This is a genomic window from Burkholderia sp. AU45251 (assembly GCF_030482905.1).
Taxonomy (GTDB): domain Bacteria; phylum Pseudomonadota; class Gammaproteobacteria; order Burkholderiales; family Burkholderiaceae; genus Burkholderia; species Burkholderia aenigmatica.
Genome location: NZ_JAUJQH010000004.1, coordinates 1 through 25,161 on the forward strand (window position 1 = coordinate 1; position 25,161 = coordinate 25,161).

Annotated in this window: 20 protein-coding genes and 1 pseudogene; 19 read left to right on the forward strand and 2 right to left on the reverse strand. The window is 67.3% G+C overall.

Annotated elements, in window-relative coordinates; all coding sequences use genetic code 11:
- Nucleotides 1-787 (reverse strand): NAD(P)/FAD-dependent oxidoreductase (locus QZM67_RS11525; protein ID WP_301802885.1); only part of this gene is annotated, 787 nt, incomplete at its 3' end.
- A 36-nt stretch (nt 788-823) separates the two neighbouring features.
- Nucleotides 824-2,614 (reverse strand): acyl-CoA dehydrogenase, encoded by a 1,791-nt coding sequence (locus tag QZM67_RS11530; protein ID WP_301802889.1) that lies wholly within the window; start codon nt 2,612-2,614, stop codon nt 824-826.
- Between the two features lie 523 nt (nt 2,615-3,137).
- On the opposite strand from QZM67_RS11530, the pseudogene QZM67_RS11535 reads away from it, so the two are divergent.
- From QZM67_RS11535 to QZM67_RS11625, 19 genes and pseudogenes are all read left to right on the forward strand, one after another.
- A pseudogene (locus tag QZM67_RS11535) lies at nt 3,138-3,554 on the forward strand (proton-conducting transporter membrane subunit); the annotation flags it as partial.
- 122 nt (nt 3,555-3,676) lie between these two features.
- The gene (locus QZM67_RS11540; RefSeq protein WP_301802890.1) at nt 3,677-4,393 is read left to right on the forward strand and encodes a FadR/GntR family transcriptional regulator; all 717 of its coding nucleotides are present in this window, start codon (nt 3,677-3,679) and stop codon (nt 4,391-4,393) included.
- Nucleotides 4,394-4,906: 513 nt separating this feature from the next.
- Entirely contained in the window at nt 4,907-5,830 is a 924-nt protein-coding gene (locus QZM67_RS11545) for a LysR family transcriptional regulator (protein ID WP_301802891.1), read from the forward strand.
- A gap of 100 nt (nt 5,831-5,930) precedes the next feature.
- Complete coding sequence (locus tag QZM67_RS11550; protein ID WP_301802893.1) at nt 5,931-8,030, forward strand: FUSC family protein; 2,100 nt, start codon at nt 5,931-5,933, stop codon at nt 8,028-8,030.
- A complete protein-coding gene (locus QZM67_RS11555; protein WP_089429479.1) occupies nt 8,020-8,214 on the forward strand; it encodes a DUF1656 domain-containing protein in 195 nt (64 codons plus the stop codon). The genes QZM67_RS11550 and QZM67_RS11555 overlap by 11 nt, the downstream gene beginning before the upstream one ends.
- A gap of 23 nt (nt 8,215-8,237) precedes the next feature.
- Nucleotides 8,238-9,152, forward strand: coding sequence for an HlyD family secretion protein (locus QZM67_RS11560; protein ID WP_043185806.1), 915 nt, complete (start codon nt 8,238-8,240; stop codon nt 9,150-9,152).
- An 11-nt stretch (nt 9,153-9,163) separates the two neighbouring features.
- Nucleotides 9,164-10,639, forward strand: a complete 1,476-nt coding sequence (locus QZM67_RS11565) for an efflux transporter outer membrane subunit (RefSeq protein WP_301802897.1) — start codon at nt 9,164-9,166, stop codon at nt 10,637-10,639.
- 58 nt (nt 10,640-10,697) lie between these two features.
- A complete protein-coding gene (locus tag QZM67_RS11570; RefSeq protein WP_301802902.1) occupies nt 10,698-11,138 on the forward strand; it encodes a hypothetical protein in 441 nt (146 codons plus the stop codon).
- Nucleotides 11,139-11,190: 52 nt separating this feature from the next.
- Nucleotides 11,191-11,934, forward strand: a complete 744-nt coding sequence (locus QZM67_RS11575) for a hypothetical protein (RefSeq protein WP_301802905.1) — start codon at nt 11,191-11,193, stop codon at nt 11,932-11,934.
- Between the two features lie 265 nt (nt 11,935-12,199).
- Nucleotides 12,200-13,357, forward strand: a complete 1,158-nt coding sequence (locus tag QZM67_RS11580; protein WP_301802908.1) for an efflux RND transporter periplasmic adaptor subunit — start codon at nt 12,200-12,202, stop codon at nt 13,355-13,357.
- A 20-nt stretch (nt 13,358-13,377) separates the two neighbouring features.
- Nucleotides 13,378-16,521, forward strand: a complete 3,144-nt coding sequence (locus QZM67_RS11585; protein WP_301802911.1) for an efflux RND transporter permease subunit — start codon at nt 13,378-13,380, stop codon at nt 16,519-16,521.
- Nucleotides 16,522-16,525: 4 nt separating this feature from the next.
- A complete protein-coding gene (locus QZM67_RS11590; RefSeq protein ID WP_301802913.1) occupies nt 16,526-17,968 on the forward strand; it encodes an efflux transporter outer membrane subunit in 1,443 nt (480 codons plus the stop codon).
- Between the two features lie 113 nt (nt 17,969-18,081).
- Nucleotides 18,082-18,771 (forward strand): response regulator, encoded by a 690-nt coding sequence (locus QZM67_RS11595; protein ID WP_301802915.1) that lies wholly within the window; start codon nt 18,082-18,084, stop codon nt 18,769-18,771.
- A gap of 407 nt (nt 18,772-19,178) precedes the next feature.
- Nucleotides 19,179-19,691, forward strand: coding sequence for a DUF3331 domain-containing protein (locus tag QZM67_RS11600; protein ID WP_301802917.1), 513 nt, complete (start codon nt 19,179-19,181; stop codon nt 19,689-19,691).
- Between the two features lie 138 nt (nt 19,692-19,829).
- Complete coding sequence (locus QZM67_RS11605; RefSeq protein WP_301802920.1) at nt 19,830-21,404, forward strand: Na+/H+ antiporter; 1,575 nt, start codon at nt 19,830-19,832, stop codon at nt 21,402-21,404.
- A gap of 124 nt (nt 21,405-21,528) precedes the next feature.
- Nucleotides 21,529-22,176: a paraquat-inducible protein A gene (locus QZM67_RS11610; RefSeq protein WP_301802923.1), complete on the forward strand. Its 648-nt coding sequence runs from the start codon at nt 21,529-21,531 to the stop codon at nt 22,174-22,176.
- Nucleotides 22,173-22,820, forward strand: a complete 648-nt coding sequence (locus QZM67_RS11615) for a paraquat-inducible protein A (protein WP_301802926.1) — start codon at nt 22,173-22,175, stop codon at nt 22,818-22,820. Before QZM67_RS11610 ends, QZM67_RS11615 begins: the two co-directional genes overlap by 4 nt.
- Nucleotides 22,821-22,864: 44 nt before the next feature.
- Nucleotides 22,865-24,487 (forward strand): intermembrane transport protein PqiB, encoded by a 1,623-nt coding sequence (locus tag QZM67_RS11620; RefSeq protein WP_301802928.1) that lies wholly within the window; start codon nt 22,865-22,867, stop codon nt 24,485-24,487.
- Nucleotides 24,484-25,143: a membrane integrity-associated transporter subunit PqiC gene (locus QZM67_RS11625; protein ID WP_301802930.1), complete on the forward strand. Its 660-nt coding sequence runs from the start codon at nt 24,484-24,486 to the stop codon at nt 25,141-25,143. The genes QZM67_RS11620 and QZM67_RS11625 overlap by 4 nt, the downstream gene beginning before the upstream one ends.
- Nucleotides 25,144-25,161: the final 18 nt, after the last annotated feature.

Here is a 25,161-nt window from a genome sequence, read left to right on the forward strand (position 1 = left end):
CCATGTGATACAGGAACGAGCCGCCGTACGTATCGGACTTCAGCGGCCAGCCGGCCGTGTGGATCACGAGGCCCGGCTTGTGCTTCGCCGGGTCGATCTCCCACAGCTCCTTGATGCCGATCCCGTAGGCCTGCGGATCCGCGTTCGCGTCGAGCTTGAACTTCGAGATCAGCTGGCGGCCGAGGTGGCCGCGGCAGCCTTCGGCGAACAGCGTGTACTTCGCGTGCAGTTCCATACCGAGCTGGAAGTTCTCGGTCGGCTCGCCGTCCTTGCCCACGCCCATGTTGCCGGTCGCGACGCCCTTCACGGAGCCGTCGTCGTTGTACAGGATCTCGGCAGCGGGGAAGCCGGGGAAGATCTCGACGCCCAGGGCCTCGGCCTGTGCCCCAAGCCAGCGCGTGACGTTGCCCAGCGAAATCACGTAGTTGCCGTGGTTCTGGAAGTTGGCGGGCAGCGCCCAGTTCGGCGTGGTGACGGCGCTCTTCTCGGACAGAAACAGGAAGCGGTCTTCCGTCACCTCGACGTCGAGCGGTGCACCGCGTTCCTTCCAGTCGGGGAACAGTTCGTTGATCGCGCGCGGGTCCATCACCGCGCCCGACAGGATGTGCGCGCCGATCTCGGAACCCTTCTCGAGCACGCACACGCCGATCTCGGTGCCTTTCTCGGCGGCCAGCTGCTTGAGCCGGATCGCTGCCGACAGCCCGGCAGGGCCGCCGCCGACGATCACGACGTCGTATTCCATCGATTCGCGCGGGCCATACTGCGCGAGCAAGTCCTGTGTGGTCAAAATCCTGTCTCCTCCTGCGTCCCGACCGTCAGCCGGTCAGAACTGGTCTTCCGTCAACGCGAGCACGCCCTCGTTGCCCTTCGTGCCGACGATCGACGCTTCGAGCGCGCCCGCCTGCACCAGCACGAGCTCCGCATAACATTGCGCGATCGCGATCTTCGCATCGAAGAACGCCGGGTCGCTTGCGCGGTTCGCCTGCGCGGCCACCAGTGCGCGGCCCATCTGCCACCCGCACAGCACCACGCCCGCCAGCTTCAGGTACGGCACGCTGCCCGCGAACACCGCGTTCGGGTCCTGCTTCACGTTCGCCACCACGTAATCGACCACCGACGACAGCGCCTTCGCGCCCTTCTCCAGCTGCGCCTTCACCGATGCAGCCGCCGCGCCGTCCAGCTTGCCCAGCGCCGCCACCGTCTCGCCGATCTCCGCGATCAGCGCCTTCGCCACCGCGCCACCGTCGCGCATCGTCTTGCGGCCGACCAGGTCGTTCGCCTGGATCGCCGTCGTGCCTTCGTAGATCGCCAGGATCCGTGCATCGCGGTAGTACTGCGCCGCGCCCGTCTCCTCGATGAAGCCCATCCCGCCGTGCACCTGCACACCCAGGCTCGCCACGTCGTTCACCATCTCCGTGCTCCAGCCCTTCACCACCGGCACCAGATACTCGTAGATTGCCTGATGACGGTCACGCGTCGCCTCGTCCGAATGGCGGTGGGCAATGTCACTGTGCGCAGCGGCCACGTAGGCCAGCGCCCGTGCGCCTTCGGTCAGCGCACGCATCGTGCCGAGCATGCGGCGTACGTCCGGGTGATGGATGATCGTCACCGACTGCTTGGCCGAACCGTCCACCGGGCGGCTCTGCACGCGTTCCTTCGCGAATTCCGCAGCCTTCTGGTACGCACGGTCGGCCACGCCGATGCCCTGCATCCCGACGCCGAAGCGCGCCGCGTTCATCATGATGAACATGTATTCGAGGCCGCGGTTTTCTTCGCCGATCAGGTAGCCGATCGCGCCGCCGTGATCACCATACTGCAGCACCGCCGTCGGGCTCGCCTTGATCCCGAGCTTGTGCTCGATCGACACGCAGTGCACGTCGTTGCGCGCGCCCAGCGAGCCGTCTTCGTTGACCAGGAACTTCGGCACGATGAACAGCGAGATGCCCTTCACGCCTTCCGGCGCGTTCGGCGTGCGGGCCAGCACCAGGTGGACGATGTTGTCCGCCATGTCGTGCTCGCCCCACGTGATGAAGATTTTCGTGCCGAACACCTTGTAGGTGCCGTCGCCCTGCGGCTCGGCGCGCGAGCGCACCAGCGCGAGATCCGAGCCCGCCTGCGGCTCGGTCAGGTTCATCGTGCCGGTCCATTCGCCCGAGATCAGCTTCGGCACATAGCGCTGCTTCTGCTCGTCGGTGCCGGCCGTCAGCAGCGCTTCGATCGCGCCGTCGGTCAACAGCGGACACAGCGCGAACGACAGGTTCGATGCGTTCAGCATCTCGATGCACGGCGTCGCGATCAGCTTCGGCAGCCCCTGGCCGTCGTATTCGGACGGATGCTGCAGCCCCTGCCAGCCGCCTTCGACAAACTGGCGGAACGCTTCGCCGAAGCCCGGCGTCGCGGTCACGACGCCGTCCTTCCAGCTGCTCGGGTTGCGGTCGCCTTCGACGTTCAGCGGGGCCAGCACCTCGCCGCAGAACTTCGCGGACTCGTCGAGCACGGCCTGCGCCGTGTCGTAACCGGCATCCTCGAAGCCCGGCAACTGTGCAACGGCGTCGATGCCGGCCAGTTCCTTCAGCACGAACAGCATGTCCTTGACGGGGGCGTTATAGCTCATGGTCGATGTTCCAATCAGACGGTATTTGAGGGGCGCTACAGGGCGCGATGCGGTGAAACCGGCTCAGACCCAGGCGACGACGTAAGCCATCGTAATGCCGTGGCGGTCGATTCTTATTGTCATATCCGGCCCACCTGGTGACAAAATCGGCCACGGGATGCGGGGGCAAGGCCGGAAGCGGCCGGCTGGATGCGGGTTTGACCGGAGTCGGGTTTGGCGGTTTCGGGAATTTGGCGAGCAATCGGCGTGCCACGCCGGGGCGATCGGAGCCAGGGTTGCCGGGGGCGAGCGGTGGCTTCCGGGCCGCCGGCGTCTCTTGTTCCGCCGCACGTGCCGCGTGCCGGCAGGCGATTCCGGCCGGAAGCGGGGACGCGCCCACGGCGAAAGCGGTCACATCGGGGTCGGAGAGCCCTCAAATTCTGCATCGCAAGTCATCGAGCACGACGCTGCCGCCCCTCCCATCGTCACCGCCGGCCGGAACCCGCACCGCATGCCGGAGCGATGCATTCCTGCCGGCGGCCGGATCGTCCAGCGCAACATCGAGCGGATGCTCGCTTACTCGGCGATCTCGAACATGGGCTTCGTGCTGCTCGGCCTGCTCGCGGGCATCGTGAAGGGCGACGCGGCTGCACCGGCGAACGCATACAGCTCGGCGATGTTCTACGCGATCGTCTACCTGATCACGACGCTCGGCTCGTTCGGCGTGGTGATGCTGCTCGCGCGCCGCGATTTCGAAGCCGAAACGATCGACAACTTCAAGGGCCGCAACAAGCGCCACCCGGTGTTCGCGTTCGTGATGATGGTCACGATGTTCTCGCTGGCAGGCATCCCGCCGACCGTCGGCTTCTACGCGAAGCTCGCCGTGCTCGAGGCGACCGTCAACGCGGGCGTCACGTGGCTGGCCGTGCTGGCCGTGATCACGTCGCTGTTCGGCGCGTTCTGCTACCGGGTTTATTCGCCTACCGGCACGAGTTTCAGACGGCGTGAGATCGCGCGGGAATGAACGAATGACCGGATGATAGGATGGCGGCACTCTTCGATTCCAAGCGACACATAACACGCATGTCCATCCTGCCCCCGGCCACCCGACACTCGCTCGTCGAATCGGCAATCGAAATCCTCAAATCCAATATCACTTCCGGCATCTGGCAGGTCGGTCAGCGCATTCCGACCGAGCTCGATCTCGCGAAACAGCTCGAGGTCGGACGCAACACGGTGCGCGAGGCCGTTCGCACGCTCGCGTATTCCGGCGTGCTCGACGTGCGCCAGGGCGACGGCACCTATGTGCGGCGCAATGTCGATCCGGCCGACACGATGCGCAACGTCGATCGCGCCGCGCGCGGCGACCATCTCGAGCTGCAATGCATGCTCGAAACGGAGTGCGCGCGCTACGCGGCACGCCGGCGCACCGACGCGGATCTCGCGACGCTGCGCAAGCTGCTGAAAGCGCGCGGCGAGCGCGAAGCGTCGCGCGACGTGAAGAAGTTCGTCGAGCGCGACCGCGCGTTTCACATCGCCGTGGCCGCCGCGTCGCACAATCACGCGCTCGAAGCGTTGTATCGCTACTTTTCGGGGTCGATCCTCGCGAACATCGAGGACGTCCTCGTCGAACTCGACAAGGCCGCGATTCCCGAGCCGGACCTGCAGGCGCACCAGGCATTGCTCGACGCGATCGAGCAGCGCGACGAGAACAAGGCGGTTCGCGCAACCCTTGCGATCCTCAAGCCACAGATGACCTGGCTCGAGACGCACGAGCCCCACGAGACGCCCGCCGACTGACGGGCCCGCCCCGCGCGACGCGGCGACGGCCGCGATCACGTCACTCCGCCTGTCCGGCGCGGACCGATCCCGGCGCGCCCGCTTGCGGGTGAAACTACCCCAGACAACCGGGCAACACTTGCGGCCGATCTTGCATCATGTAAGATTCGAATGATCCAGTCATCCCATGATTGGATCATTCGCACCGGCACATTGCGAATTTCCCTGTCTCCCCGCTTGGGGAAGGCATTCGACGCGGCACCGCTTCCCTTTTGCTGACGACGGCGGCACATCGATGCACGAGATTTCCATGAAGTCCGGCATGCCTTGCCTGCCCGGCGGTCGACCACGACGGGCAGGCGCCGAAGCCCGGCGTGTTTGCCGCCCCCCGATGCCGGCACCGGGCAATGGCACCACCGATGCGTGCGTCACGCGTGATGCCACGCGCAATCGTTGCGTACGCTGCAGTCACGCTACGCGCGCACATCCCGCACGACCATTGCGCGGCGTGCACGCGATGAAACGGAGAAGCCGATGGCACCCGACCTGAACCTGCTGATTGCACTCGACGCACTGCTCGAAGAAGGCAGCGTCGTCGGCGCCGCACGCCGCATGAACCTCAGCCCGCCCGCGATGAGCCGCACGCTCGCGCGCATCCGCGAAACGGTCGGCGACCCGATCTTCGTGCAGGCCGGCCGCAAGATGGTGCCGACACCGCGCGCGCTCGAACTGCGCGGTATCGTCCGCGAAACCGTCGAGCGCGCGTCGCAATTGCTCGCCCCGTCCGCGGAAACCGATCTCGGCACGCTCGACAAGCAGTTCAACGTGCGTGCGAACGACATCTTCGTCGGCCTGCACAGCAGCGGCCTGCTCGACGAGATGGTGCGCCGGATGCCGCGCGCGATGCTGCGCCTCATGCCCGAGGAAGACGACCTCGACGACGACGCATTGCGCAGCGGCCGCATCGACCTGTTCATCAGCGCGTCGCGCCGCCTCGGGCCGGAGATTCGCGTACAGCCGCTGTTCACGACGACCTTCGTCGGTCTCGCGCGCCACGACCACCCGATCTTCGACGACGACATCACGCCCGAGCGCTTCGCACGTTGGCCGCATATCGGCGTGTCGCGGCGCGGCAAGTCGGCGGGGCCGATCGACGACGCGCTCGCCGCGCGCGGGCTCGCGCGGCACGTGCTGCTCGTCGTGCCGACGCCATATGCGGCGATCTTCGCACTGCAGGCGTCGGACCTGATCCTGCCGCTGCCCGAGCATCTCGCGCGCGGCGCGGTGCAGGCCGGGCTCGGCGTGCGCACGTTCGAACTGCCGGTGCCGCTCGAAACCGTGCTGATCACGCAGGCGTGGCATCCGCGCTTCCAGAGCGACCCCGCGCACCAGTGGTTGCGGCGTGTCGTGCGCGGGCTGTGCACCGGCCAGCCGGCACTGCATCCGGCGCACGCATGACGCATGCGTCGCACGCACTCGTCGAGTGCAAAGACGTCACTGTTCCGCATCCATGGCTCGACCGTAGACTGGCTTCGTCCTTTCTCACGGAGCGAGCGCAGTGCACGACGCAGCAGATCAGACGCGCGCCGTCGCGCCGCCCAGCCGCCTGAACCGCGCGGCCGCGGCGTTGATCGCGCGCATCGACATTTTTACGCCGCGTGGCGCGTATGTCGTGCGCTCGGTCATCGCCGCCGCGCTCGCGCTCGGCGTCGCGTACCTGCTCGCACTGGAAACACCGTACTCGGCGGCGTCGACGGTGCTGCTCGTGATCAACCCCGTCCAGGGCGCCGTGATCGGCAAGGGCGTGTGGCGCGTGGTCGGCACGATCGCCGGGATGGTCGTCGCGTTCGTGCTGATGGGCTGCTTCGCGCAGCAGCCGCTGCTGTTCATCCTCGGCTTCGCGTTCTGGCTCGGCGTCTGCGTCGCGGGCATGACGCTGCTGCGGCACTTCCGCGCGTCGGGCACCGTGGTGGCCGGCTACACGATCGGCCTCGCGACCTACGGCGCGATGCAGCATCCCGAGCTGACCTTCGAGCACGTGATCGGGCGCGGCTCGACGGTCGTGATCGGCGTGCTGTGCCTGAGCCTCGTGTCGATGCTGCTCGGCACGCGCGACGTGCGCGCGAAACTGGAAGCGCTGGTGACGCGCGTCACGGCCGACGTCGCGCGGGTCATCGCCACGCAACGCAAAGGCCTCGCGGCGGAGCCCGCCGACGCCAAGCGGCACGCGCTGTTCGCCGGCATCTACGGCATCGACGATCTGCTCGCGCTCGGCAAGGCCGAATCGGAAGATCTCGCGCAACGCGCGGCCGCCGTGCGGCACGGCATGGCGTCGCTGTTCGGCGCACTCGCGGGCGGCATGCCGCCACTGCCGCCCGACAGTCCCGGCGCGCGCGCGGTCGCGGCGCTGCAGCCGCGTCTCGCGGCTGCGTGGCAGGCCGCCGCCGACGCATTGGGCGACGGCCCCGGCGGTGCGGCGCGCGCGCTTGCATTGCTGGCCGATGCGCGCGAACGCCTGCGCGACGCCCTCGAAGGCATCACGCTCGGCAATCCGCGCGTCGAGGCGGCGTTGCTGATCGCCGGCGAGCGGTTGATCGAACAGATCGACGACTACCGTGCGGCGCTGAACGGGCTCGTCGAACTGCAGCGCCCGCGGCCAGGCCATCGGCCCGCACGGGTGCGCTTTCACCGCGACACGGGCGCGGCCCTGCGCAACGGCGTGCGCTCGGCCTGCGCGATCGTGATTGCCGGCGCATTCTGGCTCGTGACCGGCTGGAACCAGGGCGACATGATGCTGCTCGTCGTCGCACCGTACTGCGCGCTGCTCGCGACCGCCGGCAACCCGGCCGCTGCCGCACAGGCGCTCATCAAGGGCACGGTCCTGGCCGTACCGGCGGCGTTCGTGTGTGCGTTCGGCATCCTGCCGCGCATCGAAGGTTTTCCCTTGCTCGTCGTCGCGCTCGCGCTGTTCTGGATGCCGGGCATCTACGCGACGAGCGTGCCGAAGACCGCGCTCGCCGGGCTGGCCTATCTCGTCGCGTTCAACACGCTGACCGGCGCGACCAATCCGTTCCGCCCCGACGTCGCGCTGTTCCTCAACCAGTCGGTCGCGTGGGTACTCGCCACGTTCCTCACGCTGCTCACGTTCCGGTTGATCCTGCCACGCAACCTGGCCACCGATGCCACGCGGCTGCGCCGCACGATCCGCGACGACACGCTCGCGCTCGTGGCCGGCAGGCGCGTCACGGGGGCGGACTGGCAGCAGCGCCAGCAGCACCGCATCGCGCAGCTCGGCGCGCTGCTCGCCGGCCAGCCGGCCGCGATGACACAGGCGAGCATCGAGGCACTTGCGGCGCTGCACGTCGGCAAGGAGCTGCTGCGGATCCGCCGCGGCGCCGCGCGCGACGACCTGCCCGATACCGCGCAACGGTGCGTGCGCGCCGGGCTTGCCGGCCTCGCGCGGCACGCGGCCGCCCCGAAGCACGCGGCCCGGCATGCACGGCGCGCCGCGCACGCCCTCGCCGGCCTCGTCGCCTCGCAGCCGGGCAATACCGAACTGAAGTGGCTGATGGCCGCGTTCGCCGACGTCTACGTGCTGCTGCACACGTACGCCGCCTATTTCACCACCGTTCCGGAGCGCGCCCGCGATGCTCAGTGAATTCCCGCTGGCCGGCATCTACCTGCCGCCGTTCTTCGTCTATGCGTGCGCGACCGTGCCGCTCTACATGGCCGTGCGCGCGCTGCTCGCCCGGCTCGGCGTGCTGCGCCGCGTGTGGCATCCAGCGTTGTTCGAGTTCGCGATTTCGCTCGTGCTGGTCGCCACGCTGATCCTCTACTTCTAGCCTTCGTCGGAACGTATCGCGTCATGTCGCTCAAACCCCTCACCCGCTCCCTGCTGACACTCGCCACGGTGGCCGTCGCGATCGTGCTGGTCGCCGCACTCTGGCATGCGTACGTCCTCGCGCCGTGGACGCGCGACGCGCGCGTGAGCGCGCACGTCGTGCGGATCGCGCCCGAAGTGTCGGGCACCGTCGTCGAAGTCGCGGTGATCGACAACCAGCGCGTCGCGAAAGGCGACGTGCTGTACCGGATCGATCCGCAGCGCTTCGCGCTGGCGGTGGAGCAGGCGGAAGCGCAGGTCGCCGCGACCGCCGAGACGATGCGCCAGAAGCGCGACGAAGCACAGCGGCGAACCGGCCTCGACGATCTCGTGCCGCGCGAGGACATCCAGCGCTCGGGCCGCGCGGTGGCGATCGCGCAGGCCGAGCACCGCAAGGCGCTGGCCGCGCTCGACGTCGCGAAGCTCGACCTCGAACGCACGACGCTGCGCTCGCCGGTCGACGGCTACGTGACGCAGCTGCGCCTGCGTCACGGCGACTACGCAGTCGAAGGCAAGCCCGGCATCTCGGTGCTCGACGCGCACAGCTTCTGGATCACCGGCTATTTCGAGGAAACCAAGCTGCGCCGCATCGCGACGGACGCACCCGCGACGATCCGGCTGATGGGCTTCGATCCGCTGTTGAGCGGGCACGTGACGAGCATCGGCCGCGGCATCGCGGACGAAAACGGCACGCTCGACGAGCTCGGCCTGCCGGCCGTCAACCCGACCTTCAGCTGGGTACGGCTCGCGCAGCGCATTCCTGTGCGCATCGAAATCGACCGGGTGCCGGCCGGCGTCCTGCTGGCGGCAGGCATGACCTGCAGCGTCGAAGTCGGCGAACGCGGACGCGAGCGCACGCCGCGCGGCCGGCTCGCGTCGTGGCTGCACGCATGGATGTGAAGGAGGCGACGATGCGATATCCGTTCCCGCCTTTACACGCGACGCGCTACGTGCGCGCCTTCGCCACCGCCTGCACGTGCGCGCTGGCCGCGTGCACGACGGTCGGCCCCGATTACGTGGCGCCGCAGCCCGCGCATCCGCCCGGCTGGATCGCGCCGCGCGACACGGTGCCGGCCGATCCCGCGCAGTTGCAGGACTGGTGGCGCGCGTTCGGCGATGCGCAGCTCGATGCGCTGGTGGATCAGGCGATCGCGCACAACCAGGATCTCGCGATCGCACGCCAGCGGCGGCTGCAGGCGCGCGCCGAGCGCGACCAGATCGCGAGTCGCCTCGGCCCGACCGTCACCGCGGGCGGTAACGCCGATGCGCTGCGCTCGTCGCGGGCGCTCGACGGCTCCCCCGGCATCGGCCAGTCGCGCACCTACCGGCTCGGCTTCGACGCGTCGTGGGAGCTCGACCTGTTCGGCGGCACGCGACGCGCGGTCGAATCGGCCGATGCGCAGATCGATGCGCTCAACGACGATCGCCACGCGATCCTCGTGAGCCTGCTGGCCGAGCTCGCGTCGGATTACGCAGCGCTGCGGGCGACCCAGGAGCGGCTGCGGATCGCGATGGACAACGTCGCGAGCCTCGACGCCACGCGGCGGCTGACCGAGCAGTCGAACCGGCGCGGCCTCGGCACGTCGTTCGCGGTCGCGCAGGCGCGTGCCGAGCTGCAGCTCGCGCAGGCGACCCTGCCGCCGCTGCAACGGGACGTCGCGCAGCTCGCACACGCGATCGGCGTGCTCGTCGGCGGTTTTCCGGAAACGCTGCGCGACGCGCTGAGCGCGCCCGGCGCGACGCTGCCGGTCGCGCCCGCGCTGCCCGTCACGCTGCCGTCGGACGTGATCCGCGAACGCCCCGACATTCGCGCCGCCGAACGGCGGCTTGCCGCCGCGACCGCGCAGATCGGCGTCGCGCGCGCCGAACAGTTTCCGCATTTCGCGATTCCGCTGAGCCTCGGCACGACGGCGAGCCTCGTGCAGGACCTGTTCACGGGTGCGAGCGTCGCCTGGTCGGTCGCGCTCGACGGCACGCAGACGCTGTATGACGGCGGCCGCGCGAAAGCCGGCGTCGACGCCGCGCGCGCGGCGGCCGAGGCCGCACGGCTCGCGTACGAGCAGCGGATCCGCAGCGCGTTTCGCGATGTCGAGGACGCACTCGTTGCGATCGGCGCCGCACGCGACCGGCAGGCCATGCTCGCGGCAGCCGTCGACAGCAGCCAGGATGCGCAATCGCGTGCGACGCGGCTGTACCGCAACGGTCTCGGCGAATACCTGTCGGTGCTCACCGCGCAGCGCGCAACCTACCGCGCACGCGATGCGCTCGCACTCAGCCGGCTCGCGCAGGTGCAAGGCGCGATCGCGCTCTACAAGTCGCTCGGCGTCGGCTGGCGCGACGCGCCGCCGGTCACGCAAGCCAGCGCAACGCCGGCGAACGCACCCTGAACACCGCCGCACGATCGCCCCGACGCTTCGGCGTCGCTCATCCCCCGGAGAAACCTCGATGCCCGCCCTCGATCCGAATGATTTCACGCTGCACGACATCCATCTCTTTCCGGTCTGCGTGTTTTGCGCCGAACACGCGACACCGGGCTACGCGCCCCGCTGGGAACGCGAGATCGACGCGCTGATGCGCCACGGCGAGCCATTCGTCATCGTCTACATCGAGCTCGACACCGACGAGAGCCACGACGACCGCAAGCATCGCGCGATCTGGCTCAAGCAGAACAAGGACGCGCTGGGCGCCGTCTGCAAGGCGCTCGTCAGCGTCGAACCGGATCCCGACCGGCGCGCCGAGGTGGCCGCGCAGGGCGAAACCGCCGTCAAGGCATTCGGGATTCCGCATCATGCGGTGGCGTCGTTCGAACAGGCCCTGCCGCTCGCCGCGCGGCTCACGCGGCAGCATTCGGGGAACGACGCACAGCAGGCCAGACAACAGGCATGACGGGGCCGGCGCGCTACGCCGCGCTGCATTCGCCACCGGCACGAGGGCCGGCATGCGCTATCCCGCCCTGACGATCACGGGCTCGCACACGCTTGCGTCATGTCCGTCGCGGCTCCCCGATGCAGGCGAGGTCCTGTTGTGGCGACTGCGCGGCGAATGGCAGCTCGTCACCAGCGAGCAAGGTCATCTCAGCCTGTCGAAGACGGAGCTGCGGCGGGTCAGGACGCATCCCAATCGCGCGCATGCCCGCCGCTTTGCAATCGCCCGATCGGCGCTGCGTGCGATCCTGGGGACACTGGCCGGCCGCGCGGCCGACGAACTGACGCTGATCGACCGCGATGCCGACCATATCGCGATCGCGGGCTGCGACCGGCTGGACGGGCTCGATGTCGTGGTCGGCCATGCCGGGATCTGGATCGTCATCGCGATCGCGCGTGGCCCGATCGGCCTGGGCATCGCGCAGACCGGCGCGCTCGCCGATCCGGTATCGCGCGACCAGCTTCGGCTGGACAGCATCTCGAATGCGTGCGGGCGCGGACACGGCGCCACGCTCGCGTCGCTGGCGCCGCTCGCGGGGTCATTCCGCGAAATCGATACGCCGCATGCGGGCAACTGGCGCCTGCTCGATCTCCCGCTCTCCGGGCTGGCCTGCGCGGCAACCGTTGCCGCTCGCCAGATGGATCGGATCCACGCGGTCGGCTGGCGCGGCGAGCGGAATGACTGGCTGGCCGATCGCGATCGGCAACTGCGGGCGGAGAAGGCGCGCGGGGCAGCGGTCATTGGCGAAGCCGGATAGGCCAGCGCCGAAACCCTCGCGTCGCATGCTTGCGCTACGACCGCCGTCGGCATCGCCGATGGGAGCCGTTCATGGGAGTGCACGAAGGTTGCCTGTTATGGGAACGGTCAACCTCGATGCAGGGTGACGGCCCGGCACGCCCCCTCCCGCCTATCTTTCCTCTCCATCAAACCTCCATCTTTCCGCACAAAAACCTCCATCGGGCGCACGCACACTGCGATCCGAAAATGCGGGCCGTCGGGTGCCTGCGTCCCATGGAGTCCACATGAAGAATCAGAAACGAACCTGCTACGGCGCCGCAGGCGCGCTGGTGGCGGCGATGCTGGCGGGCTGCGGGCCTTCCGAGCAGCAGGCCGCCGTACCGCCCACGCCGGTCGCTGCGATGACCGTTGCCGCTTCGCCCCTCGACGTGAGCGAAGACCTGCCGGGCCGCGTCGCGGCCGTGCGGATCGCCGAGATCCGGCCGCAGGTCAGCGGCATCGTGCAGCGCCGGCTGTTCGAGCAAGGCACCGAAGTCCGTGCAGGCCAGTCGCTGTTCCAGATCAATCCGGCACCGTTCAAGGCCGAAATGGATACGGCCGCCGCGTCGCTGCAGCGCACGCAGGCCGCGCTCGAACGCGCGAAGGTACAGACGGCGCGCTTCAAGCCGCTCGTCGAGGCCGATGCGATCAGCCGCCAGGTGTACGACGACGCCGTGTCGCAGCGCGACCAGGCCGCCGCCGACGTCGCACAGGCCCGCGCGACGCTCGCGCGCCGCCAGCTCGACCTGAAGTTCGCGACCGTCGAGGCGCCGATCACGGGCCGGATCGACCAGGCTCTCGTGACCGAAGGCGCACTGGTGTCGAGCAGCGACAGCCAGCCGATGGCGCGCATCCAGCAGATCGACCAGGTCTACGTGGACGTGCGCCAGCCGGCCGCGTCGCTCGAATCGCTGCGCGGCGCGCTCGCGGCCCAGCCGGAAGCCTCGGGCAACGGGCTGCCGATCGACGTGCTGCGCGACGACGATACGCGCTACGACGCGCGCGGCCGCATGCTGTTCTCGGGCGTCAACGTCGATCCGGGCACCGGCGACGTGCTGCTGCGCGTGCTGGTCGACAACCCGAAGCGCCAGCTTCTGCCAGGCATGTATGTGCGTGCCCGCATTCCGCGCGCGCACTACGCGAACGCGGTGACGGTGCCGCAACAGGCCGTCGTGCGCGCCGGCGGCAAGCCGCAGCTGTGGGTGCTCGACGCGAAGGGCACCGCGCATCTGAAGGCCGTCGAAGTCGGCGAACTGACGAACCGCAGCTATCGCATCAAGTCGGGCCTGCAGGCCGGCCAGAAAGTCGTCGTCGAAGGGATGGAACGCCTGATCGACGGCGCACCGGTCGCCGCAACCGACTGGAAGTCGCCTGACGCGGCTGCCACCGCGTCCGCGCACTGAGCCACGAGGAGCCTCCAGTCATGGCTGAATTCTTTATCCGCCGCCCGGTGTTTGCGTGGGTGATCGCACTCTTCATCATCCTGGTCGGACTGATCGCGATCCCGCAACTGCCGGTCGCGCGCTACCCGTCGGTCGCGCCGCCGTCCGTCACGATCACCGCGAACTACCCGGGCGCCACGCCGCAGACGATGAACGACGGCGTGCTGAGCCTCATCGAGCGCGAACTGTCCGGCGTCAAGAACCTGCTGTACTTCGAATCGTCGGCCGATACGTCCGGCTCCGCGCAGATCACCGTGACGTTCAAGCCCGGCACCGATCCGGCGCTGGCGCAGGTCGACGTGCAGAACAAGATCAAGTCGGTCGAGCCGCGCCTGCCCGCGGCGGTACGCCAGAACGGGCTGATCGTCGAATCCGCGTCGTCCGGCTTCCTGATGATCGTCGGCCTGCGCTCCGACAACGGCCGCTTCGACCAGGGCGCGCTCGCCGACTACATGGCGCGCAGCGTCTCCGAGGAACTGCGGCGAATCGACGGCGTCGGCCGTGTGCTGCAGTTCGGTTCGGAACGCGCGATGCGCATCTGGGTCGATCCGCAAAAGCTGATCAATTACGGCCTGTCGACGAGCGACCTGACGACCGCGATCGGCCAGCAGAACGTGCAGATCGCGCCGGGCAGCCTCGGTGCGCTGCCCGCACTGAATGGCCAGCGCGTGACCGTGCCGCTCACGGTACAGGGCCAGCTCACGACGCCGGAAGAGTTCGCGAAGGTCGTGCTGCGCGCGAACGCGGACGGTTCGAAGGTCGTGCTCGGCGACGTTGCGCGCGTCGAACTCGGCTCGCAGAACTACATGTTCGTGAGCCGCGAGAACAACAAGCCGGCCTCCCTCGCGGGGGTGCAGCTCGCGCCGGGCGCCAACGCGGTGAAGACCGCGGATGCGATCCGCACGCGCATGGCCGAACTGAGCAAGTCGATGCCGTCGGGGATGACCTACTCGATCCCGCTCGACACGTCGCCGTTCGTGAAGATCTCGATCGAGAAAGTGCTGCACACGCTGCTCGAAGCGATGGTGCTCGTGTTCCTCGTGATGTACCTGTTCCTGCAGAACGTGCGCTACACGCTGATCCCGGCCATCGTCGCACCGGTCGCGATGCTCGGCACGTTCGCGGTGATGCTGATGGCCGGCTTCTCGATCAACGTGCTGACGATGTTCGGCATGGTGCTCGCGATCGGCATCATCGTCGACGATGCGATCGTGGTCGTCGAGAACGTCGAACGCCTGATGGCCGAGGAAGGCCTGTCGCCGAAGGACGCGACGTCGAAGGCGATGAAGGAGATCACCGGCGCGATCATCGGCGTCACGCTGGTGCTGACCGCGGTGTTCCTGCCGATGGCAATGGCAAGCGGCTCGGTCGGCGTGATCTACAAGCAGTTCACGATGTCGATGGCGGTGTCGATCCTGTTCTCGGCGCTGCTCGCGCTGACGCTCACGCCGGCCCTGTGCGCGACGATGCTCAAGCCGGTCGAACCGGGCCACCACGAGAAGCGCGGCTTCTTCGGCTGGTTCAACCGCCGCTTCGACCGCCTGACGACATGGTACGAAACCCGCGTCGGCCGCCTGGTCGGCCGCACGGGTCGCGTGATGCTGGTGTTCGTCGCGATTTCGGGCGCGCTGGTGTTCGGCTTCCGCGGCCTGCCGTCGTCGTTCCTGCCCAACGAGGACCAGGGCTACTTCATCACCAGCTTTCTGCTGCCCGCCGACGCTACCGCCGAGCGTACGCATGACGTGGTCAAGACGCTGGAGAAGCATCTTGCTTCGCGTCCGGCAATCCGGTCGAGCATTTCCGTGATCGGCTACGGCTTCTCGGGCCAGGGCCCGAACGCGGCGATCAACTGGTCCGTGATGAAGGACTGGAAGAACCGCGGCGGCTCGTCGACGATCGAGGAAAGCATGCTCGCGCAGCAGGCGATGGCCGGCGTGACCGAAGGCACCGTGATGAGCCTGCTGCCGCCGGCCATCGACGAACTCGGCAACAGCTCGGGCTTCTCGATGCGTCTGGAAGACCGTGCCAACCAGGGCACGGCGGCGCTCAAGGCAGCGGAAGTCAAGCTGCTCGAACTCGCCGCGCAAAGCAAGGTCGTGACCGGCGTGTACCCGGACAGTCTCCCTGCCGGCACGAGCATCCGTCTCGAGATCGACCGCGCGAAGGCGCAGGCGCTCGGCGTGTCGTTCACGACGCTCAGCGACACGCTGTCGACCGCGATGGGTTCGACCTACGTGAACGACTTCCCGAACGCGGGCCGCATGCAGCAGGTGATCATCCAGGCTGACGCACCCGCGCGCATGCAGATCGACAACGTGATGAAGCTGTACGTGCGCAACGCGGCCGGCGGCATGGTACCGCTGTCGGAAGTGGTTCGCCCGGTGTGGACCGAGACGCCGCTGCAGATGGTGCGCTTCAAGGGCTATCCGTCCGCGCGTCTCTCCGGCACGGCCGCCCCCGGCCAGTCGAGCGGCGCCGCGATGGCCGAGATGGAACGGCTTGCCGCGCAACTGCCGCCGGGCTTCGCGGTCGAGTGGACCGGCCAGTCGCTGCAGGAACGCCAGTCGGCGTCGCAGGCGCCGATGCTGATGGTGCTGTCGATGATCGTCGTGTTCCTGGTGCTCGCCGCGCTGTACGAAAGCTGGTCGATCCCGCTGTCGGTGATGCTGGTGGTGCCGCTCGGCCTGATCGGCGCGATCGGTGCGGTCCTGCTGCGCGGGTTGCCGAACGACGTGTTCTTCAAGGTCGGGATGATCACCGTGATCGGCCTTTCCGCGAAGAACGCGATCCTGATCGTCGAGTTCGCGAAGCAGTTGCGCGAGGAAGGCAAGGGGCTGATCGAAGCGGCCGTACAGGCATCGAAGCTGCGCCTGCGCCCGATCCTGATGACCTCGCTCGCGTTCGGCCTCGGCGTCGTGCCGCTGATGATCGCGACCGGCGCCAGCGCCGAGACGCAGCACGCGATCGGCACCGGCGTGTTCGGCGGCATGGTGACCGCTACCGTGCTGGCCATCTTCTTCGTTCCGGTGTTCTTCGTGTTCGTGATGAGCATCCAGGAACGCATCGCGGCCTGGCAGGCATCCCGCAAGAAGCCCGCGGCCGTGAATCACGAACAACAAGGTTGACGTCATGCGATTGCTCATTCTTACCGCGGCCGTCTCCGCCGCGCTCTCGCTGTCGGCGTGCTCGATGGCGCCGAAGCTGGTCAGGCCCGAAATGCCGGTGCCGACCGCCTATACGACCGCTGCCGCGGCCGACCAGCACGCGAACGCGGCCGATCTCGGCTGGCGCACGATGTTCGGCGACCGTCGCCTGCAGCGCCTGATCGAGCTCGCGCTCGACAACAACCGCGACCTGCGCCTGGCTGCGCTGAACGTGCAGGCCGCCGAAGCGCAGTACGGCATCCAGCGCTCCGCGCGCCTGCCGTCGATCGGCGCCGGCGCGAGCTTCACGCGCCAGCGCACGGCGGCCGACTCGCAATCGAATCCGCCGCTGCTCGAGAACACGCAGAACCAGTACGGTGTGAACGTCGGCGTCAGCGCGTTCGAGATCGACCTGTTCGGCCGCGTGAAGTCGCTGTCCGATGCGGCGTTCGCACGCTACCTCGCGACCGATCATGGCCGCCGCGCGGTGCAGATCGCACTCGTCGGCTCCGTGGCCAACGCGTATTTCGCCGAGCGCCTCGCGCAGGAACAGCGCGCGCTGTCCGAACGCACACTGAACGACTGGCGCCAGTCGCTCGATCTCGCGCGCCGGCTCAAGGAAGCGAACCAGGCGAGCGGCGTCGACATCGCGCAGGCCGAAGGCCAGGTCGCGAGCGCCAGCGCCGATCTCGAAGCGCGTTCGCGCGCCGTCGAGCAGGCGGGCAACGCGCTGCGGCTGCTGGTCGGCACCGACCTGCCGAAGAACCTGCCCGACCCGCTGTCGCTGGAGCGCCAGCCGGTGATGACGCAACTGCCGGCCGGCCTGCCGTCGGAATTGCTGTACCGCCGGCCGGACATCCAGCAGGCCGAGCAGAATCTCGTCGCCGCGAACGCCGACATCGGCGCCGCGCGCGCGGCGTTCTTCCCGCGCCTGTCGCTGACCTCGTCGATCGGCTTCCTCAGCCCCGGGCTGGGCAGCCTGTTCGACGGCGGCCAGCGCGTGTGGAGCTTCGCACCGCAAGTCACGCTGCCGATCTTCCAGGGCGGCCGGCTGCGTTCCGAGCTGACGCTTGCGGAAGTGCGCAAGTCCAGCGCGGTCGTCGAGTACGAACGCTCGATCCAGACTGCATTCCGCGAAGTGGCCGACGGCCTCGCCGGGCGCGAGACCTTCAGCCGCCAGATCGACGCACAGGCCAAGGTGGTCAAGAGCGCCGAGCGCCGCACCGATCTCGTGAACCTGCGCTATCGCGCCGGCATCGAGGATCGGCTGGAACTGCTCGACTCGCAGCGGCAGCTGTACGCCGCGCGCCAGGCATTGCTGGATCTGCGCAATGCCGAACTGGACAACGCGGTCGCGCTCTACAAGGCGCTCGGTGGCGGCCTGATCGACACCGACGTGCCTCCCGCCAACAACGTGGCGAACAACTGAGCAACGGGTCGTCGCCGATCCGTTCGCGACGACCGAAAGCACGGTGCAGTCCGGCGGCGCACGTGCCGCGCCGCCAGACTGCCTACAGGTCACGCTCACTTCCAGCGATACCGATGAACCCGCTCATACTCATTGCCGAAGACGATCCGGAGATCGCCGAAATACTCGACGCCTACCTCGCTCACGACGGCTTTCGCACCTATCGCGTCGGTCACGGCCAGGCCGTGCTCGACGTGCAGCCCGTGCTGAAGCCCGACCTGATCCTGCTCGACGTCAAGATGCCGAAGAAGGACGGCTGGGAAGTCCTGGTCGAACTGCGACGCCGCATCGACACGCCGATCGTTATCGTCACGGCGCTCGACCGCGAAATCGACCGCCTGCAGGGGCTGCGTTTCGGCGCGGACGACTACATCACGAAGCCGTTCAATCCGGCCGAGGTGGTCGCGCGCATCCGCGCGATCCTGCGTCGTTTCGAAACGGCCGCCTCGGGACGCGTCATCAAGGTCGGCAACCTTGAAATCGATACGCAAAGCTATCTGACCACGGTCCGCACGGACACCGGAGAAACCGGCGTCTCGCTGACGCTGACTGAATTCCGGCTGCTCGCCCACCTGGCCGGCTCGCCGAACCGCGTATTCACGCGCGGCGAACTGATCGACGCCTGCCTCGCCGACGTCGATGCGCTCGAGCGGACCGTCGACAGCCATATCAGCCGGCTGCGCAAGAAGCTCGAATGCGCGGGCGCGTCCGGGGTGCCGGAGGTGATGCGCGGCGTCGGCTACCGGCTGCGCAGCACCCCGTGAACGCGCAGCATGGATCGTGGCTGCGCATGGCGATGATCATCGGACTCCTGATGGTCGCCGTCATGTTGACGATCGCGACCGGATGGTTCGTCGTCTACGGCCTGTTCCTTGTCGCGTCGTCTCCTGCGACCGACAACCCGATCGCGCCGCGATCAGGAAGACGCCGAGCTATCCGATGCTCGCCGCCCTGCTGCCGGCCGGGCTGTCGACCTCGGCAGACTGGCGTGCGGAACGGGCTTGCAACTCCAGGCCGACGCTCATTGCACGCCAGCGGCCACGCTGCGACTCCTGTGTTTTTGAATCGGGTTATTTCTTGAATCAAGATCAAAATTGATTTTTTATTCAATTATCGGAAAAACTTCTTTTCCAGAGATCTGATCAACTGAATGCGTGCAACGAGGTGCGAAATGAGCAATCAGGACAACGTCTCTTCGTCAATCGATGGCGATTCTCGCGAACTGGAAAGAAGCGATGATTCACTGATTGGCTGCACAAAGTTGATTCGGATCGAAGAAATCGAACCCGAGGAACGCTGGCGTCGCATGATTCACTCACTCGACGCATGCAGCGACGAATCACGAATCAGCCGGCAGCGCACGGCTTTCATGGTTGATTTACGCAGAAAAATGACCTTAGGCAATCGCACGAGCTACAGCGCAACGATCGATCTTCTTGATCAACCGACGTCCAGCACGGTGGTGCTTTCGTGGCGGGATTCAACCGGCGGACATTATGGCTATCAGAACTGGCATAAAGGATGTGCCAGACGGCCGGGGTTATGTGCGGCGAGCGGAATGCCCATCAACCCGGGCGACGAGATTTTTCGGCCGAGCGTGCGGAATGGCCGACCGACGAACTGGTCCGCGATGATTCTCGCGATTCATATCTCCAGCATCGATTTTTCCCGGATCACGGAATAGAAGTGGCTCCCTTCCCACTCCCAGCCGGGCGCCGAGGCTGTCTGGCGCCTGGAAACCAGGCCTCGCATTGCGCATTCCGTCCGGCTGAAGCGCTCTTGGGCCGCTCACCGTCCAAGCGCTGACAACAAAACCATCACAATGGCTATTTTCGAATTAATGATCGCGCTACTACTCGCGATTCTTGTCTTGCACCATGTCGGGCACAAGCTCGGACTCCCCCCCGCCGTCGCACTGATCATCGGTGGCGGCTTCATCGCCCTTCTGCCCGGCCTGCCCGAAGTGCATATCGATCCAGAACTGGTGCTGGTGATTTTTCTGCCACCTTTGCTGATGGACAGCGCCATTGGAATCTCACTCGGCCATCTGCGCCGGCACATGCTGGGCGTCGGGGCGTTGGCGATTGGTGCGGTGCTCTTCACGACGGTCGTGGTGGCCCTCGTCACCCACTGGCTCATGCCCTCCTTGCCCTGGGCCGCTTGCGCGGCCTTGGGCGCACTGGTCGCACCGCCGGATGCGGTTTCGGCCCGCGCCGCGCTGCAACGGGTGAAACTGCCGCGCCGCCTCCTGATCCTCCTGGAGGGCGAAAGCCTGTTCAACGACGCGACGGGCCTCGTGCTGTTTCGCTTTGCGGTAGCAGCGGGCGTAACGGGGCTGTTCAGTCCGGCCGAAGCCCTTGGCAGCTTCGCCCTGCTGGCAGTGGGCGGCATGCTGATCGGTGCCGTCATTGCTTGCGCCTGGGTGATCCTGGCACGCCGTTTCGACGACGATAACCTTGTCATCGCCGCCGGCCCGCTATGTGCGTGGGGATCCTATCTCCTGGCCGAACGCTTCCACGTCTCAGGGGTGATCGCCACGGTGACGACGGGCCTCATCTGTGCGGGGTTCCAGCACCGCGTACTCAGCGCGTCGGCGCGTCTGCACGGCATGGGCTTCTGGACAGTCACGATATTCCTGCTCGAGGCATTCGTTTTCCTGATCATCGGATCCTCGCTGCATGAGTTGATCCGGCGGGGCGACGGGCTCGGCACGATGCTGGCGCAGATGGGTGTGCCGGTGCTGATCGTCGTTCTTTCCGTCATTCTCGCGCGGTTTGCCTGGGTGTATGTCTCGGATGGCGCGCTCATCCTGTTACGGAAGTTTCGCGTGACCCGCTTCCATCCGCTCGGGCTTGCCGATGCCACGGTATTGAGCTGGGCCGGCATGCGAGGGGTGATCACCCTGGCGCTCGCCGCCAGCCTGCCGGACAGTTTTCCGGGGCGCGATTTCATCCTGGTCACCGCCATTGCCGTCATCCTCGCCACCGTACTGGTGCAGGGACAGTCGCTCGGCGCCGTGATCCGATGGACGGGGCTCACGGCGCCGGAAAGCGACAAGCCTCGCCTGAGCATGAGCGAGGCGGAGGCCGCGATCGCCAGGGTGCAGTATGAATTGATGGCAAAGCTGGCATACAACGAGGCAGGCGAACTCGTTCACCCCATGCTTCTGGACATTCACAAGCACAAGGCCGAGGACATGGCCCGCTACGCGCGGCACGCCGACGAATACAAGCCCCACCTCGATGCGCGTGCAGATACCGTGCTGGAATTGATCGCGGCGGGACGGGCCGAGCTCATGCGCCTCTACCGCGCCGGCGACATCGACGAGCACACGCTGCACGAGCTGACGCGCGACCTCGATCTCGAGGAGCTCAGCGCCATTTCCGCCAAGGCGTGACGGGATCGCTATCGATGGGGACGCAACGCATTCAGGCACATTCCGGCTCCATCGTTTCTCCATCAAACCGCACAAAAACGTCCATCGACGCGAAGCACACTGCGCAGCAAATCATCGAGTACGCATGCGCGCACAACACGAACCCATGGACACGTTTCCAACCCTGATCGCCTGTGAGCATTGCGACAGCGTCTACCGACGCCGCGCGCTGGCGCCTCACGAGGTCGCGCGTTGCGAGCGGTGTTCGGCCGTGCTGTTTCGATCGAGCTGGCTCGATATCGACCGGTGGCTCGCGCTGGCGGTCGCGGCAGGCGTGGTGTTCGTCATCGCCAACTTCTGCCCGATCATGCGGATCAGCGTGCAGGGACTGCATAGCGAAGCCACGCTGTGGCAATCCGCGCTCGCGCTCGCCCAGGGTTTCGCTGCGCCGATCGCGATTCCGACGGCTCTCGCCATCGTGGTCGTGCCGTTCCTGCAGATCGCCACGCTGATCTGGTTGCTGGCCTTTGCCCGCGCGGGACATCGCGCGCCCGCGTTCGGCCCGCTGATGCGGCTCCTCGTCGCGCTGCGGCCGTGGAGCATGATCGAGGTTGGATTGCTTGGCATCCTCATCGCCATCATCAAGCTGTCCAGCATCATGCAGATCATCCCCGGCGCCGGCTTGTGGGCCACGGCCGTGCTGATGGTGCTGATCCCGCTGATCGCGGGTCACGATACGCGCCAGCTATGGGACCGGGTCGAGCCGGTGGAACCCGCCGGAGGCCGCCCATGAGCCTGCCCGTGCGCGCCCGCCAGCTGGGCATGGTCGGGTGCCATGCGTGCGGCCTCGTCTGCCGCACGCACACATCCGCCGTGCAGGCGGCGCCTCCGCACGCCGCCGCAGCGGAATGCTGCCCGCGATGCGGGGCCGCGCTGCACGCCCGTCGCTCGAACAGCATCGTGCGCGCGTGGGCGCTCCTGATCGCCAGCCTGATCTTCTACATCCCGGCCAATCTGCTGCCGGTGATGCGCACCACGCTGCTCGGCAGCCACAGCGAAGCGACGATCCTCAGCGGCGTCGTGGTGTTCTGGAAAGGCGGCTCGTACGGCATCGCGTCGGTCATCTTCATCGCGAGCGTCGTCGTGCCGTGCACGAAGTTCCTCGCGCTCGGCGTGTTGCTCGTCACGACAGGCCGGCGCAGCGTGTCGGCCATGCGCGAGCGGGCCGTGCTGTACCGCGCGGTCGAGCTGGTCGGCTACTGGTCGATGCTCGACGTGCTGGTCGTCGCGGTCATCTGTGCGCTGGTGAAGTTCGGTCCGCTGTCCGAGATCGAGCCGCGCGCCGGCATTTTGTTTTTCGGCATGGTCGTCATTCTCACGATGCTCTCCGCGATGAGTTTTGACCCACGCCTCATTTGGGACGCCGAGGAAGCATGAATCCTGCATCCGGCCCGCAAGGCCTAGAACCCCACGACCCGCCCGTGACACGCAGCCGCATGCGGCCTTCGCTCGTCTGGCTCGTGCCGCTCGTCGCGGCATTGATCGGCCTGTCGATGGTGATCCACGCGTGGTTGTCCGAGGGACCGGAAATCACGATCACGTTCAACACCGCGCAAGGCCTCGAAGCCGGCAAGACGCCCGTCAAGTACAAGGACGTCGTGATCGGCACCGTAACCGCCATCTCGCTGAGCGACGACAGTTCGCACGTGGTCGCGACGGTGTCGTTCGTGAAGAATGCGCGTAGCCTCATTCGCGACGACACGCGGTTCTGGGTCGTGCGGCCCCGCGTCGGCATGAGCGGTGTCTCGGGCATCGATACGCTGTTCTCCGGCGCATACATCGGCATGGACACGGGCCGCTCGGACAAATCTCGGAAGGCCTACACCGGGCTCGAAACGCCGCCTACCGTCATCAACGGCACGCCGGGGACGAGCTTCGCGCTGCAGGCCGCCGATCTCGGCTCGCTCGATATCGGCTCGCCTGTCTATTACCGCCATCTGTTGGTGGGTCACGTCGCGTCGTACAAGCTCGATATGGAAACGCACGACATGAACCTGCAGGTGTTCATCGATGCGCCGTACGATCGCCTGGTGACGACCGATACACGCTTCTGGAATGCGAGCGGCATGGATCTTTCACTCGACGCGAACGGCCTGAAGCTGGAGACCCAGTCGGTCGCGACGATCATGGGCGGCGGCCTCACGTTCGCGACGCCGGACGACAGCAGCGCAACGGTCGCGCCCCCCAATACCGTGTTCAGGCTCGCCGCCAACGAAGCGTCCGCGATGGCTGTTCCGGACGGGCCTTCCCAGCTCATTCGCCTGAAGTTCAAACAGCCGTTGCGCGGGCTCGCGGTCGGGGCACCGGTGGAATTCTCCGGCATCGAAATAGGCAAGGTCGTTTCGACCCAGCTCGACTTCGATAGCGCCACACGGCGCTTCCAGTCCATCGTCATGGTCAAGGTCTATCCGTACCGGCTCGGCCCCGTCGTCGAGAAACTGCAGAAGACCGAAGGCAACGGCAATCCGCGCGCGGCCCAGTTCCTCGCGGGTCTGGTCGAGCACGGGCTCCGGGCGGAAACGCGCACCGGCAACCTGCTGACGGGGCAGCTCTACATCTCGTTCGATTTTGTGAAAAACGCGCGGAAGGTACCGTTCGATGCCAATGCCACGCCGCTGACATTGCCCACCGTCACGAGTACGTTCGACAAGCTGCCGGAGCAGATCGCCGAAATCGTCGACAAAGTCAACAAGATGCCGCTCGATTCGATCGGCAAGCATGTCGATTCGAGCCTGACGAACCTCGATGCAACGCTCAGGCAGGTCAACGACCAGTTGCTGCCGTCGACGACGCGCACGCTCGACCAGGCGAACCAGACGTTCGGCGCGTTGCGCCAGGGCATCGCGGAGGACGGCCCGCTGCAGGAAAACCTGGCGAACACGCTGACCGAAGTCCAGCGTACCGCGCGATCGTTGCGCACGTTGACCGACATGCTGGGCCGCCGGCCCGAATCGCTGCTCCGGGGAACCGGGGCCGATCATGCACCGATCGCGCCGACCGACACTTCAACCCCGCCTGTCGAGCAGGAGCCACGACAACCATGAGCTTTCCGATTCGCGCCAGGACGATCGCCCTGGGCGCCGGCGCCGTCATCGCGCTGACCGCCTGCGCGTCGAACCCGGTGCATTACTACACGCTGGTGTCGCCGGCCGCGACCACGATGGCGACTGCGGCGGCGGCGACCGCGCGCGCCGCCGCACCGCTGGCGATCAACGTGCTGCCGATCGGCATCCCCGCCCAGCTCGACCAGCAGCAGATGGTCGTGCGCAGCGGGACGGGTCGCGCGGTGATACTCGACAACGAACGGTGGGTCGCCCCGCTCGGCGACGAGTTGCGCGCGGCGCTTTCGTCGGCGCTCGTCGAGCAACTGGGCGCGCACAACGTTACCGGCCTGCCGCGTCCGTCGAACCAGACCGTCATGAGCATCCGCACGCAGGTGCGGCGCTTCGATGCGTGGCCCGGGCGCATGGCCCAGTTCGAAGCCGATTGGGCCGTCGGCGTGCAGCAGGACACGCCGGGCATGCCGGGCACGCCGGGCACGCGCATTTCGTGCAGCACGCGGCTCAACGAGGCCATCCCCGGAAGCTATGCCGACATGGTCCGCGTACAGCAACGCATGATCGAGCAGTTCGCCGCCCGGGTCGCGAGCACGGTGCGCAGCGTCGGCAGCGGGCGCGCCGCGTGTCCCGCCGATTCGTGAATCGACCCGCCGATGGGC